The organism is Ancylobacter vacuolatus (genome assembly GCF_030813595.1).
In the GTDB taxonomy this organism is placed as follows: Bacteria; Pseudomonadota; Alphaproteobacteria; order Rhizobiales; family Xanthobacteraceae; genus Ancylobacter; species Ancylobacter vacuolatus.
On record NZ_JAUSUH010000002.1, the window covers coordinates 344059 to 360095 of the forward strand.

Sequence of the window (16037 nt, forward strand, 5' to 3'; positions counted from 1 at the left end):
GGCGGCTCTTTATGATTGGCGTGCGGGCTGGGAAAGGGCGGACCGCCCGGCGAGCGCCGGGACGGCGGCGACCGGGCGCGCGGACGCGACCAGTTCGCCAACAAGGCGGGCAAAGGCGGCGGTGGCGCCGCTCCAGGGAAAATGGCCGGCGTCGAGCGCACGGTTTCGGACAGGCCCGGCGCACACCTCGCGCCAGGCCTCGCATTCCTCGGCGGACACCGAGGAGTCGGCAGTGAGGCGGATGACGGAAACCGCGCAGCGCAGCGCCGGCGCGTCACCCAGCCGATAGGTCTCGCAGGCTTCGAGATCGGCCCGTAGGGCCGCCTCCTCGCGCGGGCCGAGCAGGTCGCCGAGATCTGGCCCGACAGCGCCGAAGCACTCGCGCAGCTCGGCCAGCAGCACGGCGCGCGGGAGAAGGTGCAGCGGCGCCTCAAAGGGCGGGCGGCTCGGCGCGCGGAAGCCGGAGACGACAAGATGCAGCCGGGGCGCGTAGGCGGCGTCGGCCCGCTCCAGCGCCAGCGCCGTCTCGAAGGCGAGCAGCGCACCAAAGCTGTTGCCCAGCAGGGTTAGCCCCGCCCCCCGCGGCGCGAGTTCGGCGCCAAGGGTGCTGACGATCTCACCCGCCAGCCGGGCCGCCAGAAGGCGGGCATCGGCCATCGGCGCTCCCGGCACATCGGGCGCATGTCCCGGCAGCGCCACCGTGGCGATGGCGAGATGATCTGGCAGGGCGGCAGCGAGGCCGAGGCAGGACAGGACGCTGCCACCGGCATGGGGAAAACAGAGGACCGCCGGCGCGCCCGCTGGCCGACGCACCCAGCGCAGCAGGGCGGGCGACACGGCTTCGGGCTCGGCCCGGACAGTCGACAGGATCGAATTCATGCCAAAATTCGCCAATGGACAGCGCCCGCCAATGTGCCCCACCGTGGGCCGGCGGCGCCACGTGACCGCCCCGTCGCACGCCGTGCCCCTCGCACGGCCCGCGTTCTTCCAAGGGAGAGCACCCGGGGAAAACGGCCTAGCCGCACACATGTCCAGGAGGATTCATGCCGAACGACACTTCCCCCATCGACGAGGCCATGATCGAGACCCTCGACCGCGACGGCGCCATCTGCCTGAAGGGCGCCTTCGGACCGGAATGGGTCGATCTCGCCGCGGAGGGCATCAGGCGCAACATCGAAAGCCCCGGCGCCCTGTTCCAGAGCTTCTCGCCCAATGACAAGGGCGCCTTCTACTCCGACATCTGGTCGCGTCGGCACATTTCGGAACTTGAAACCTTCGCGCTGGAATCGCCGTCCGCCGCCATCGCCGCCCGCTGCCTGCGTACCCCCACCGTGCGGCTGCTGCAGGACACCTGGTTCTACAAGAGCCCCGGCACTCAGGCCCGCACGCCCTGGCACCACGACAATGTCGTGCTTGGCCCGTTCTGCTCCATCTGGGTCGCGCTCGACCCGATCCCGCGCGAAGCTGCGCTTGAATTCGTGCGCGGCTCGCACCGCTGGAACAAGCTGTTCATGCCGGCGAACTTCTTCGAGGGCGAACAGGAGGCGCTGCCGGCGGTGGAGGAATTCTATGCCCGCTACCACGGCGAATTCGACATTTCCGCCAGCGACACCTTCTCCCGCGTTCCCGACATCCAGGGCCACCGCGCCGAGTACGACATTCTGAGCTGGGACATGGAGCCGGGCGACTGCCTCGTCTTCCACGCCCGCACGCTGCACGGCTCGCCGGGCAACACGCTCGACCACGACACGCGCCGCATGGTGACGCGCTGGGTCGACGAGACGGCGGTGCTGGCGCCGCATGGCCGCACCGTGGTCGACCGGCTGGTGGCCGAGGGCTTCGAGGTGGATCTCGCCGTCGGCGCGCCCATTCGCGGAAATCTGTTCCCGGTTCTCTCGCCCCTCGCCTGAGGGACCACGCGGCCGGCGCGCTGGCCCGAGGTCGCCACACCAGAACCGTGCCGCGCCCGCCCGGACCGGGAGGGCGGGCCGGCCCTCCATGGGCACGGCCGGATAGGCGCCTAGCCGGCTCGCGAGAGCCGACCGCCGCCCTGCGGCGCCGCGACCGTCACCCGCCCTCGCCGGACGCCGCACGGGAGCGCGCGACGCACCCGTCCGGGCGTCGCGCCCCGTTGTGCCGCCGGCGCCGTTCCGCCCCGGGACGGCGCGAGTCTTGTCCACGCCCCGGCCCAGATGGCGGCTTTCTTCCTCTACGGAATACATCAGCGGGTGCCCATTATCGTCGATGCCGGCCCGGTGCCCAGGGCGGCGACGGGCGCGCTCCACCGCCCCATGCAGGCCTCCACCGCCAGTGTCGCGACACTTCCAGCGCAGGCGCCGCACGCGGGGGTTGACGTGCAAACGGGGCCGAACTCAAAGTCGACTGAGCTAGTCATGATACTCTGGCCATGTGGAGCATTCATGAATTGCTAGAACCTTATTGAACGGCTTGCGAGAAAATACTGAGAAGGGAACAAAAATAGACAGTTGCCGGTTCGCGAGCCCCGCTGTATGCCATCATTCGCAACTCTGGCTGGAGAAGATCCTGTGGCAAGTATGTTTATGACGATCTCTCGTTGTCACGTTAAGGCGGGTAGCGAGCAGGATGCGCGCGCGCTTCTCGAGAAGGAAATGCTCCCCAACGACGGCAAGAAGCCGGGCGATGTCATCGAAGGCCTGGTCGGCTTTGGACTTATGAAGTCCAAGAAGGACCCGTCGATGTACGGCATCGCGACTGTGTGGGAGAGCGAAGCTGCTTTCGACAAGATGGCCGCCAATCCTCGCGCCAAGGACGGTGGCGGGATCGTCGAGAAGCTGCAGAAGCTTTGCGACGGCGACATCAAGGGCGAAGGCTTCTACATCGAAAGCCTCTGATACTTTCGGCGGCGGCCAAGGCCGCCGCCGACTCCCCGCGCCGCAGGGGCCGGCGTTACAAGCCCAGATTGTAGATCCAGAATTATTTCGTGCTTGGCAGCACGGCTCGGCGCACCCTTGCCCGGCGGTCTTTCGACGGCACACGGAATGAACGCCGACAAGCAGATGCCGCGGCGGTTACACGCTGGACGAGCCCGTGGACTGCACTTTTCTTCAAAAGGTTGTGATGTGGCCCGAGGTCCGATCGAAGACATCTATGGCCTGACTGATCTTCAGCGCTCAATGCTGGTGCGATGCGTAAGTTATCCTGACCAGCCTCTCTTCATGGGCCAGTGGTGGGCCGCGCTGGCCGGCCCTCTCGATGCCGAGAGTTTCGCCGCCGCCTGGGCCGCCGTCGTCCAGCGCCACAGCGCGCTGCGCTCCGGCTTCCACTGGGAGCTCAAGGGCGTGCCGGCCCAGGTGGTGGTGGCCGCGCCCGCCTTCGAGGTCGAGCGCCTCGACTGGAGCGCCCGTGATAACTGGCGCGCCGCCCTCGACGCGCTGCTGGAAGAGGACCGGGCCCACCCGTTCGACCTGCGCCGCCCGCCGCTGATGCGGGTGCGCCTCGTCACCCTGGCCCCCGAAGGTCCGGCGCCGCGCCACCTGCTGGTGTGGACGCGCCATCACCTCGCGGTCGATGGCTGGTCGCTGGGTGAGATTCTGGACGAGGTTCTGACCCTGTATCGCGGCGGCACGGTGCCGCCCGCCCTCTCCTTCCGCCGCTATGTGGAATGGTGGCAGGGCCGGGACGTTGACGCCGCGCGGGCGCATTGGGGCGCGGCACTGGCCGGCCACAGCCCGGACTCGGCGGTGCGCAGTTCCACCGTTCATGCCCCGCATATCGGCGAGGCGTGCCACATTCTTGCCCCCGCCCTTGCCGACCGGCTTGGCGCTCTCGCGCGGTCCGAGCGGCTAACCCTCAGCACCCTGGTCGAAGGTGCCTGGGCGCTGGTGCTGGCCCGCACTGAGGGCACCGACGACCTCGTGATGGGCTGCGTCGAGACGGTGCGCCCACCGGAACTTCTGGGCGATCGCTCGAGCCACATGGTGGGGCCGCAGATCGGCGTGCTCCCCAGCCGCGTGCGCCGCGACGCCAGGCCCCTGCGGCACTGGCTGGCCGAGCTGCAGAACGCCCGGGCCGCCGGCCGCGAGGCCGGCCCGCTCGGGCTCGACACCATGCGGGACCTGCTCGGCCTGCCGAGCGACGCGCTGCCGCTGCGCAGCCTGATCGCGGTGCAGACCTATCCGCTTGCGCTTGCCGCCGCCTTCCGCGCCGCCGGGCTGGAGATCCTCGCCAGCGGCGACGTGACCCTGCCGGACATGCCGCTCAATTTGATGGTGGAGATCGGCGAGGCATTCGAGCTGCGACTGATGGTCGATCAGCAGCATGTTGCGCTGACGCAGGCGCGCCAGCTTCTCGACATGCTCGCCACGGCGCTGGAGCGCCTTCCCGCCCATCTCGATGCCCCCGCCAACACGCTGGACGTGATGCCGGACGCCATGCGCCGGGACATTGAGGCGGCCCTGACCGGGCAGCCTCTGCCCGCGCCCGCAGGCACGGCCCTCGACCTCATCCTGGCGCAGATGCGGGCCCGACCGGAAGCGCCGGCGCTGATCGCTACCGGCGGCGTCTGGACCTATGGTGACCTCGGCGCGCGCGCCGCCGCGATCGCGGCACGGCTTGCCGGAGCCGGGGTGAGGCCCGGCGCCCGGGTCGCGGTGATGCTGGAACACGGGCCGGAAGCGGTCGCCGCCATTCTCGGCATCCTCTGCGCCGGTGCCTCCTATGTCCCGCTCGACCCCGAGGCGCCGGCCGAGCGACGGGCGATGATACTCGCCAGCGCCGGCGTCGCCGCGCTCGTCACCCGCCGCGCCCTCGCCGACGCCTTCCCCGCCCTTGCGACGCTCGCAGTGGAGGACATCACGCCGGAACCGGCCGATCTCGACGCGCTGACGCGGCCGGCGGCGGTAGACGAGGCCTATGTCATCTTCACCTCCGGCTCCACCGGGCGGCCGAAGGGCGTGAGCGTCGGCCATGACAATCTTCGCACCCATGTCGCGGCCAGCGCGGCGGAGAATGCCGATCTGCCGATCGGCCGCTTCCTGCTGACCTTCCCGCTGTTCTTCGACGGATCGGTGACCGGGCTGTTCTGCACCCTCTGCGAGGGCGGCACGCTGGTCTTGCCCGATGCCACGCAGGCGCGCGACGTCGACCGGCTGCTGGCGCTCATCCGCGACAACGCCGTCACCCATGTCTGCCTGACCCCCTCGCTCTGGGCGTTGCTGCTGGAAGCCGCCGGCCCGCAGGGCCTGCCCGGCCTGCGCCTCGCCAAGGTGGCGGCCGAGCCCTGCCCGCCGGCCCTTGTCGCGGCCCATGCCGCCCGCGCCCCGAACGCCGTGCTGTGCAACGAATACGGCCCGACCGAGGCGACTGTGTGGGTCTGCGTCGAACGCTGCCGGCCGGAGACGACAGGCGCCAGCGTCGCCATCGGCCACCCCATTCCCGGCACAAGGCTGCATGTGCTGGATGCCGAGGGCCGGCCCTGCCCCTTCGGCACCATCGGCGAACTGGTGGTGTCCGGTCCTGCCGTCGCCCGGGCCTATATCGGCGCGGAGCCGGGGGTCGCCTTGCGCACGCCGCTCGGTGGCACGGGAGCGACCCCGGCCGTCGTGGCCTATCGCACGGGCGACCGGGTCTCGCTTGGCTTTGACGGGCGGCTGTTCTTCCATGGTCGCCGCGACCGGCAGGTGAAGATTGCCGGCTATAGGGTTGAGCCCGGCGAGGTCGAGGCGGCGCTGCAGGCACTGCCCGGCATACTCGACGTGGCCGTGGTGGTGGACGAGACCGACGGGCGGCCCGCCCGCCTCGTCGCGCATATCGGTGCCGGCCCTGCCACGCCCGACGATGCCGCGCTACGCCAGCTTCTTGCCGCCCGGCTGCCCGCTTACATGATCCCGCACACCTTCCTGCGCCATTCCCGCCTGCCGCGCACCGCCAATGGCAAGGTGGATCTGGCCGCCCTTCCGCCCGCCCCCTTCACAGAGACCGTCGACGCCGCGCCGGAGGGCACCTTCGAGACCGCGCTGGCCGCCCTGTGGAGCGAGGCGCTGGGTGGGGTCCGGATCGGGCGGCATGACCATTTCTTCGCCCTCGCCGGCACGTCGCTCCTTGCCATGCAGATGATCGCGCGGGTGCGCCGCGAACTGGCGCCGGCGGCAACCCTCGCCGACCTGTTCGAGGCGCCGCAGCTGGCGGCGCTGGCCGCGCGACTGGCGGCGGCGGCGAACCGTCCGGAGCCCGGCCCCGCCCTCGCCGGGCGCCAGCGCGCGCGGGTGGAGCTGCCCTCGTGACACTCCCCCCTCTGCCGGGAGACCGCTGATGGCGAGCGGCTACATTGCCGGCCTTTCCTTCGGCCAGCGACAGATCCGGTTGGCGGAGCTGCTGCGGCCGGGGCGCACCCTGTTCGCCATGCCGATTCTCGTGCGGCTCTCGGGGCGCGTCGATGAGGCCGCGCTGCGCGGCGCGCTCGCCGCGCTGGTCCGGCGCCATGATAGCCTGCGCGCCGCCTTTCCTCTGGTGGATGGCGCCCTGGTGCAGGCAGTGGCCGATGAGATCGCGCTTCCCCTGACAGTGGAGGCCACGGAACTGCCCTTCGCCAGCCCGGCCTTCGCAGCGAGGATGGCCGCACGGGCGCAGGCGCTGGTGGACGAGCCTTTCGACCTCTCGGCCGGTCCGCTCGCCCGCTTCCTGCTGCTGCGCGCCGGCGATGACGGGGCGGCGCTGGTGGCGGTGTTCCATCACATCATCTGCGATGGTGCCTCGCTCGACCTGTTCCTCGACGAATTGAAAGCGGGCTATGACGAGGCGCTCGGCGCCGGCGGGGCGCCTCACCCGGCGCTGCCGCTGCAGTTTCCCGATGTCGCCGACTGGGAGCAGGAATGTTTCGGCGCCGGTGGGCCGGTGCTGGAGGCCGCCATGGCCACATGGCGCGCGGCGCTGCAGGGCGCCCCCGCGCGGCTCGACCTGCCCTATGACCGGCGGCCGGGCAGCCTGCACGCTGCCCCCTCGGCCCAGGCCGAGCTTGAGGTGCCGGGCGATGTCGCCGCCCGCCTAACGGCACTGGCCCGCCAGGAGGGAACCAGCGAGTTCAGCCTCTACCTCGCCCTCATGTTCGCGGTGCTGCGGCGCTGGAGCGGGCTCGACGATCTCGTCGTCACCATTCCCGCCGCGCGGCGCGACCGGCCGGAACTGGCCGAGGTGATCGGCCTGCTGGTGGACACGCTGCCGATTCGCGCCGTGCTGACCGACGACACCCGCTTTCCCGCGCTGGTGGCGCAGCTGCGCGACGCGCTGCGCGGCGCCATGGCGCATCGCGAGCTGCCCTTCGAGCGCATCGTCGAGGCGAGCGGGGTCGAGCGGCGCGGCGAGGCGGCGCCCTTCCTACAGGTACTGTTCGGCACGGCGGAGCCAGCTTCCGCCCCGCTCACCGCCTGCGACGGCACAATGTTCGAGCGACTGCCCGAGCAGCTCGAACAGGAGGCGAAGGCCGATCTGTCCGTGGTCTATGCGAACGGCGAAGACGGGCTGCGCCTGTGGTGCCGCTACGATGCCAGCCTGTTCGAAGCCCAGACCATCGAGGCGGTGCTCAATGGCTTCGGCTGTCTCGCCCAGGCGCTGGCCGCGCAGCCGGACCAGGCGGTGCTGGAGGTTCCACTGCTGGCGCCGGCAGACGGCGCGGTGCTAGTGGCGCGCTTCAACGCCACCAGCCTTGCCTATGAGCGCGAGGCGAGCGCCATCGATCTGTTCTTCCGCGAGGCCGAGCGTCATCCCCACGCACCTGCCATCGAGGAGAACGGCGTCGCGCTGAGCTATGGCGCGCTCGCCGCGCGGGTGCGCCGTCTGGCGACGGTCCTTGCCGCCCATGGGCTGGGCCAGGGCGACGTCGCCATACTCGCCCTGCCCGTCTCGGCGGCCCTCATCGAGGCGCAGCTGGCGGTACTGACGCTCGGCGCCGCCCATGCACCTGTTGACCCGACCTTTCCCGCCGAGCAGCGCGACCAGCGCGCCCACATCGCCGGCGCCCGGCACGCCGTGGTACTCGATCCCGCGCAGGCCACATCCGGCTGCGCCACGCTGGACTGGACGCAGCTGAGGGCCGAGGCGGACACCGCCGCGCCGCACCCGGGATGCGTCGTGAGCGCGCAGAGCCCGGCCTATGTGATGTTCACCTCCGGCTCTACCGGCGTCCCCAAGGGCGTGTGCGTGCCGCACCGCGCCATTGTGCGGCTGGCACGGTCACGCCGGCTGGCAGCGCCGGGGCTGCGCGCCGCCGTCTATTCCAACCCCGCCTTCGATGCCTCGACGCTTGAAATCTGGCTGCCCCTGCTCAATGGCGGCACGCTGCTGCCGGTCGACCGCACCGTGGTGATGGACCCACGCGCGCTGCGCCTGTTCCTCGCCGAGGCGCGCGTGTCGCTGCTCTGGGTCACGGCTGGCCTGTTCCAGCAGATCGCCGCGCTCGACCCTGCCGCCTTCGCCGGCCCGCGCGTGGTTGTAACCGGCGGCGACGTGGTCAATCCGGTGGCGGCGAGGGCGGTGCTGGCGGCGGGCCGCGACCAGGGGCTGGTGCTGCTCAATGGCTATGGCCCGACCGAGAACACCACTTTCAGCACGCTGTTCGACATTGCCGGCCTCGCCGAAGACGAACTGAGCATCCCGATCGGCACGCCCATATCCAACAGCACCGCCTATGTGCTGGACCCCACGGGCCGGCCGCTGCCGCCGGGCCTGGTGGGCGAGATCTGGCTGGGCGGCGACGGCCTCGCGCTCTTCTATGCCGGCGATGCCGCACTGACCGCTGAGCGCTTCCGCCCCGACCCATTCGCCGGCGCGCCCGAGGCGCGCATGTACCGCACCGGCGACCTCGGCCGCTGGCGCGCGGATGGCAACATCGTCTTTCTCGGCCGCGCCGACAAGCAGGTGAAGGTCCGCGGCTTCCGCATCGAGCTCGGCGAAATCGAGGCGATGCTGGCGCTGCACCCGGCGGTCGGCGGCGCGGCGGTGCTCGCCCCCCGCCGGCCAAGCGGCGAGCGCGACCTGCTCGCCTATGTCGCCCCAAAGCCGGGCCTGACGCTGACCCAGGGGGAGCTGCGCGCGCATCTGGAGGCGCGCCTGCCCCGGCAGATGCTGCCGCACGCCTTCATGGTGCTCGACAGGCTGCCGCTGAACGCCAACGGCAAGATCGACGCCCGCGCCCTGCCGCCGATGGAACTGGTCGACACCCCGGCCGAGCCGCCGCTGGAACCGCGCACGCCCGAAGAGAGGATATTGGCCCGCATCTGGGGCGATCTGCTCGGCAGCGGTGCCGGAAGCCGACCGCTGGTGGGGATTCAGGACAATTTCTTCCATGTCGGCGGCGATTCCATCCTCACTATCCGTTTGGTGGCGCGGGCTTTTGAAGCCGGGCTCGACATCGAGCTGAAGGATGTTTTCGATCAGCCGACCATCGAGGGCCTCGCCGCCATCGCGCTCCGCCGCAAGCGGGCGGTGCAGGCGCAGGGCCACGGCGCCCGCCATGGGGCGGAGCTGATCGCCGCCGCCTGCGATCCCCGTAATCCCTGCCGCTTCGTCAGCGTCACGGTCGCCGCGACGGTTTCGGCGGTGGATCTCGGCTATGCCATCCAGCGCCTCGCTGAGCGGCACGACGCGCTGCGCCTCATTCGGGTGGAGGATGCAAGCGGGCGCTCTCTAGCCGTCTCGGATTTCCTGCCCACAGTCCCGGTGCGCTTTGTCGATGTGGCCGCCGGCGCGCTGGACGATCTCGATAGCTGGATCGCCGACCACGACGCCCGGCTGGCGCGCGGCATCGATCTCGCGGCGGGCGTGACCATCGCTGCGACGCTGGTGAAGCAGGAGGCGCCCTCTGGGGCCGGATCCACCGTTGTGCTGGCGCTGCACGAGGCGGTGGCCGACGACCGCGCTTTGCTGCTGCTCGCCACCGAGCTGGAGGCCGCGTTGGCGGCCGGCCCTGACAGCGCCCGGCAGCCGGCCCCCTCGCTCAGTTTCTCGCAATGGCTCGCCTGGCTCGCCAGCCATGCCACGAGCCCGCATGTGCGCGAAGCGGCGATCGCCTGCGAGGCCGCACAGGCTGAGGCCCCACCGGATGGCTTCGCCGCCACTGCCGCCACCTTTGCCGCCGCGCAGCGGCTGCTGGACGCCGGCACGTCACGCGTGCTGCTGGAGGACCTGCCGGGCCGGCTCGGGGTGTCGCTGCTGGACGCTGTTCTCGTCGCCCTCGGCGAGGCGCTGGGTGGCACGCCCGCCATCGAGCTGGTGGACGGCCGCCGCACCCTGCCCGACGGGGCGCCGGAAGCCGCCGGCCTCGTCGCCAATCTCGATACGCTCCTGCCACTGCAGGCCTGCGCGCCGGGAAACGGGGCTTGCCGCGCGCTCGATCTGCGGTTGCGCGAGGCTAAGTCGGCCCGTCAGCGCGCCGAACCGCTCGGCCTCGCCTTCAGCGCCGTGCGCTCGGCCTTTCGCCTCGCCCCGCCCACGATCGGCCTCGCTTTGCTGCCGGCGCCGGCGCAGGACCCGGCGATCCGCCTGCACCCTCACGCGCCGAACGTCCCGGCCTCTGTCCGCGCCAGCCTGACCGTGCGGGTGACGGGCGGACGCCTCGCGCTCTGCTGGTCGCAGGCCGCGCCCGCCCCGGCGGCGCAGGCGCGGCTGGAGGCAATCGCGCAGGCGCTGGGCGCCATCGCGCAGTGGGCGCCGCAACAGGCGGGGCCTCTGCTCACCCCGGGCGACTTCCCGCTCGCCGGCCTTGATGCGGCGACGCTGGACGAGGTGGCCGGAAGCGCTGGCGACATCGAGGACATCTACCCGCTCTCACCCATGCAGGAGGCGATGCTGCTGCATTCGCTGAGCCGGCAGGGGTCGGCGGTGAATTTCGAGCAGAGCTGCATGCGCTTCACCGGCACGCTCGACACGGCCGCGCTGCGCAAGGCGTGGACGCTGGTGTTCGAGCGCCACCCGGTGCTACGCACGGTGTTCCGCTGGCGCGGGCTGGAGCGCCCGCTACAGCTGGTTGGACGCAACGCCCGCCCGCCGGTGGAGCTGGAAACCTGGCCGGGCTTCAGCGCCGAGCGGCTGGACCAGCGCCTGGCGCAGGACCGTGCCGAGGGCTTCGATCTGGAGGCCGGTCCGCTCGCCCGGCTGATCCTTATTCGGGTGAGCGCGAGCGAGGCCTATCTCATCGCCAGCTTCCACCACATGCTGGCGGATGGCTGGTGCCTCGCCCAGCTGGAGCGAGAGGCCCGCGCCGCCTATGAGGCCTTCCGGCGCGGCATCTCGCCGGCGCTGCCGCCGCCCGCCCGGTTTCGCGATTTCATCGCCTGGACCACCACAATCGAGCGGGCCGGCCTGCGCGCCGCCTTCGTCCCGCTTCTCGCCGGTGCACCGGCCCAGCCGGCGCTGCTGGCGGCCGGCACCGGCGCGGCGGCCTATGTCACCGTCCGCCGCCAGCTCTCAGTGGCGCAGAGCAAGGCGCTGAGCGATCTCTCGCGCCGACGCGGCCTCACCATCGCCGCTCTGGCGCATCTGGCCTGGGGGCTTTGGACGGGCGCGCGGCGCGGTGTCGACGACACGGTCTTCTGCACCACCGTTTCCGGCCGGCCGCCACAGGTGCCCGGCGTCGAGCAGATGGTCGGCCTGTTCATCAACAATCTGCCGGTGCGGCTGCGCTTCGCGCCCGGTAGCGCGGTGCTCGCCCTCGCGCAGGAGATGCAGCGCCAGATCGCCGCCCTGCAGTCGCAGGCACAGCTGTCGCTGATGGAGGTGGCGGAGGCCGCCGGCCTTGGCGACCGCGCCTCCTGCCTGTTCGACACACTGCTGGTGGTGGAGAACATGCCTGCGGGCTCCGACGCCTGGACCGGCGCCGGCGGGCTGCGGGTGGAGAGCGTGCACAATGCGCTGAAATCGGCCTACAGCCTCACCGGCGTGGTTGTGCCGGGCGAGCGCGTCGGCCTGTCGCTGGTGCTGCCGGACACGGACGGCACCGCCGAAGCTCTCGGCGAGGCGATGATCACGGAGTTCGCCGCGCTTTTTGCCGCCCTTCCCGGCGCTATCGAACAAACCGTCGCCATGGTGCCGCTCCCCGTCGCCGCCCCGGTTGCCCGCGCGGTGGAGCGCAGCGCGCCGGCGGCGGCGGAGGTGCTGGCGCCCGCGTCCGTCCACGCCAACGCCACCGAGGCGGCGGCGCTCGACGTGCTCTCGGCCATTCTCGGTCGTCAGCTCGGCCTCACGGAGGATGTGCTCGATGCCGGGCTGACCTCGCTCGGCCTGGCGACAGTGGCCGCCCGCCTGTCCGAGCGCCTTCGCCGTCCGGTGCCGGTCACGGCGCTGATCGAGCATCGCAGCGCCGCCGCGCTGGCCCGCGCCCTGGCGCGTGCAGGCACCTCGGAACCGGTATGGGACGCGGTGGTGCCGCTCACCGGCGGGAACGGCGAACCCTTCGTCTGCGTCCATCCCATCGCCGGCGATGTCAGCGCATTCCTCGATCTCGCCCGCGCCTTCCCGCCCCAGACCGCCTTCTGGGCGGTTCAGGCGCCAGGGCTGGAACCGGGACAGCAGCCGCCCGCAAGCGTCGCGGCGCTGGCGGAGGCAAACCTTGCCGCGCTGGCCCGCCGGGGAGTGCCGGCCCCGCGCTTGCTCGGCGGCTATTCCTTCGGCGGCATCGTCGCCTATGAAATGGCCTGCCAGCTGAGCGCGCGCGGCACCCCGCCCGAGCGGCTCGTCATCATCGACACCCCCGCCCCGCTCGGCAGCCACTCCGTCCTGCCACCCGACCCGGAACGCGCGCAGGCGCACTGGCTGCTGCGGATGGCCGATGTGCGCGCCCGCCACCATGGCACCCCGCTCGATCTCGGCATGGACGAGCTGCTGCCGCTCGACGAGGAGGCCCGCTTCGCCCTCGCCTGGGCGCGGATGCGCGACGCCGGGCTGATCGCCGCGGAATCCGATGTCGCCTGGCTTGGCCGCGCCTATCGCGCCAGCCGCGCTCTCTATGAGGCATTTCTCGCCTATGCCCCCGCTGTGGGGGCGCCGCGCGACCTGCCGCTGTGCCTGGTGCGGGCCGCCAGCCTACACCAGGGCGACCTAAGCGAGGCCGACCGGGCGATCCTCGCAACGCCCGACATGGGCTGGTCGCGCCTCAATGATCGACTCCTCGGCGTGGAGACGGTTGCCGGCGACCATGTGTCGATGCTCTCAGATGAGGGGGCCGTGCAGACAGCGGCGGCCATCGCTGCTTTTCTCGACCTGCCTTGCCCGGCGCGCAGGTAGAATGACGCCATGGGCGCCCCCCCGATTCGCACGCGACAGACACAGCAACATGGTCCCCGCCATGCGCGGCCGGCTGCCGCCGTGGCGCTGGCGCGGCGGCTCTGCGCCGGTGCCACCCCGCTGCTGCTGGCGGGCTGCATGGTGGGGCCGAATTTCCAGGCCCCGCCAGCGCCTGCCGTGAGCGGCTACACCGTCGAGGCCCGGCTGCGGCCGGCCATGGCAACCGATGTCGTTGGCGGCGCACAGCAGAATTTCGTGGAAGCACTCGATGTGGGCGGGCAATGGTGGCGGGAGTTCAACTCGCCGCAGATCAACGCCTTCGTCGAGGAGGCCGTGCGCAACCACCCGGATGTGCGGGCGGCGCAATATGCCCTGCGCGCGGCGCGGGAGACGACGCTGCAGGTGCGCGGCCAGTTCGTGCCGCAGGTGAGTGGCAACGTCACGGCTACGCGCGAACAGATCACCGCCGCTTCCGGCGGGACGACGGGCAGTCCGACGCTCTACAATCTCTACGAGACGACGGTGAACGTCTCCTACACGCTCGATGTGTTTGGCGGCATTCGCCGGCAGGTGGAATCCGCCGAGGCGCAGGCGCAGTACCAGCGGTTCGAGATGGAGGCGACCTATCTCTCCCTCACCGCCAATGTCGTCACCTCGGCCATCACCGATGCCTCGCTGCGCGCGCAGATCGCCGCCACCCAGGCGATCGTCACGGCGGAAACCGACCAGCTGCGCCGCGTCCAGCGCCAGTTCGAGGTGGGGGCGGTTTCGCAGGCCGACGTGCTGGCGCAGCAGACGACTCTGGCGCAGACCCAGGCGACCCTGCCACCGCTGCAGAAGCAGCTGGCCCAGGGCCGCAACCAACTCATGGCCTATCTCGGCCGCCTGCCCAGCGAGGATCGCGGCGAGAGCGTGGATCTGAGAAGCCTGCGCCTGCCGCGCAAGCTGCCGGTGAGCCTGCCCTCGCAGCTCGTGCGCCAGCGCCCCGACATCCGCCTGGCCGAGGCGACGCTGCACCAGGCGGCGGCGACGGTGGGCGTCAACACGGCGAACCTGCTGCCGCAGTTCACCCTCACCCCCTCGGTGAGTTCCCAGGCGCTGACCGTCGGCCAGCTGTTCACGCCGCAGGGCCTCGCCTGGACCGCCGCCGCCAGCATCGCGCAGACGCTGATGGACGGCGCCCAGCTCTACCGCACCAAGGAAGCCAGCGTCGCCACCTTCGAACAGGACTATGCGCTCTACCAGAGCACGGTGCTCACTGCCTTCCAGAATGTGGCGGACGCGCTGCGGGCCGTGCAGTACGACGCCGGCACCCTGCGTGCGCAGGCGCTGGCGGAACAATCGGCGCTGGACAGCCTAAAGATGGCGCAGGAACAGTTCAAGGTCGGCGCCATCGGCTACGCCATCGTCATCGAGGCGCAGCAGGCCTATCAGAACGCCGTCATCGCCCGCATCCAGGCCCAGGCCACGCGCTACAGCGATACGGTGGCGCTGTTCCAGGCGCTGGGCGGTGGGTGGTGGAACCGTGTCGACGAAACCAGCGATGCCGCCATTCGCAATGGCGGCTATTTCGAAGGACCGGACGGGCCCGCCCTCGCCGCGACCCGGCCCGGCCTGCCCGACCTGCCGCCCACGCCCGAGCCCGGCACTGCCAAGGAGAAATCCCGGTGAGCAAACCGCGTGTCATCTTGTGGCTGGCCGTCGCTGCCCTTGCCGGCGGGGCCTTCTATGTCGTGAAGGAGCGCATGGCCCCGGCAGGCGCCCCGGCCCATGGCGGCGCCCCGGCCCAGACCGTGGCGGCGCAGCCGGCGCAGATGCAGACATGGCAGCCGACCATGGAACTGGTGGGTGATCTGCGGGCCTCGGAGGGGGCCGATCTCTCGCTCCAGGTCTCCGGCATCGTGGAATCGCTCGCCTTCGAGTCCGGTCAGACGGTGCAGGCCGGCACGCCGCTGCTGCAGCTGGTCGCCGAAGACCAGGTCGCCAAGCTCGCCTCGCTCAAGGCCACCGCCGAACTCAACGCCATCATCCTGAAGCGCGACACCGAGCAGCTCAAGATCAAGGCGGTGAGCCAAGCCACGGTCGATACCGACGAGGCCAATCTGAAAAACTCGCAGGCGCTGGTGAAGCAGCAGGAGGCACTGGTCTCCTACTACGCGCTCAAGGCGCCCTTCACCGGACGGCTGGGCATCCGCAATGTCGATCTCGGCCAGTATCTGAGCGCCGGCACCGCCATCGTCACCCTGCAGGCGCTCGATCCGCTCTTCGCCGATTTCTTCGTGCCGCAGAAGTTCTTCGGGCAGTTGAAGGTGGGCGAGCCGGTGAAGGTGACCGTGGATGCGTATCCCGGCCAGTCCTTTCCCGGCACGGTGAGCGCCATCAATGCGAAGGTCGAAAGCGGCAGCCGCAACGTCAAGGTGCGGGCGACGCTGAAGAACCCGGACGGCAAGCTGGTGCCGGGCATGTTCGCCAAGGTCGCGCTCGACGTCGGCGCTGCCGAGCGTTTCGTCACCCTGCCGCAGACCGCCATTGTCGCCAATCCCTATGGCTCGACCGTGTTCGTGCTGGAGAAGACCCCCGACGGCAAGGGGCTGGTGGCGCGCGAGACCTTCGTCAAGCTGGGACAGGCGCGCGGCGACTTCATCGCTGTCACCTCCGGGCTGAGCGAGGGCGAGACGGTGGTGGTGGCCGGCCAGATCAAGCTGCGCAACGGCACTCCCGCCGTGGTCGACAACAGCCACATTCCCAAGGTCGAGCTTGATCCGAACGTGTCGGACTGACAG

General features: G+C 70.9%; 7 protein-coding genes. 6 read left to right on the plus strand and 1 reads right to left on the minus strand.

Going from position 1 to position 16037, the window contains the following annotated elements; genetic code table 11:
• Nucleotides 1–9: 9 nt before the first annotated feature.
• Entirely contained in the window at nt 10–879 is an 870-nt protein-coding gene (locus J2S76_RS05530) for a thioesterase II family protein (protein ID WP_307058294.1), read from the minus strand.
• A 164-nt stretch (nt 880–1043) separates the two neighbouring features.
• On the opposite strand from J2S76_RS05530, the gene J2S76_RS05535 reads away from it, so the two are divergent.
• The 6 genes from J2S76_RS05535 (at nt 1044) to J2S76_RS05560 (ending at nt 16034) form a co-directional block, all read left to right on the plus strand.
• Nucleotides 1044–1910 carry a phytanoyl-CoA dioxygenase family protein gene (locus tag J2S76_RS05535; RefSeq protein ID WP_307058296.1) on the plus strand — a complete coding sequence of 289 codons (867 nt, stop codon included), beginning with the start codon at nt 1044–1046 and terminating at the stop codon, nt 1908–1910.
• Nucleotides 1911–2555: 645 nt separating this feature from the next.
• Nucleotides 2556–2873 carry an antibiotic biosynthesis monooxygenase family protein gene (locus tag J2S76_RS05540; RefSeq protein WP_198291162.1) on the plus strand — a complete coding sequence of 106 codons (318 nt, stop codon included), beginning with the start codon at nt 2556–2558 and terminating at the stop codon, nt 2871–2873.
• Nucleotides 2874–3038: 165 nt separating this feature from the next.
• On the plus strand, nt 3039–6263 hold the full coding sequence (locus J2S76_RS05545) for a non-ribosomal peptide synthetase (protein ID WP_370874707.1): 3225 nt from the start codon (nt 3039–3041) through the stop codon (nt 6261–6263).
• A gap of 28 nt (nt 6264–6291) precedes the next feature.
• Nucleotides 6292–13254, plus strand: coding sequence for a non-ribosomal peptide synthetase (locus tag J2S76_RS05550; protein WP_307058301.1), 6963 nt, complete (start codon nt 6292–6294; stop codon nt 13252–13254).
• Nucleotides 13255–13263: 9 nt separating this feature from the next.
• The gene (locus tag J2S76_RS05555; RefSeq protein WP_307058303.1) at nt 13264–14925 is read left to right on the plus strand and encodes an efflux transporter outer membrane subunit; all 1662 of its coding nucleotides are present in this window, start codon (nt 13264–13266) and stop codon (nt 14923–14925) included.
• On the plus strand, nt 14922–16034 hold the full coding sequence (locus tag J2S76_RS05560; RefSeq protein ID WP_307058305.1) for an efflux RND transporter periplasmic adaptor subunit: 1113 nt from the start codon (nt 14922–14924) through the stop codon (nt 16032–16034). Before J2S76_RS05555 ends, J2S76_RS05560 begins: the two co-directional genes overlap by 4 nt.
• The last annotated feature ends 3 nt before the right edge of the window (nt 16035–16037 follow it).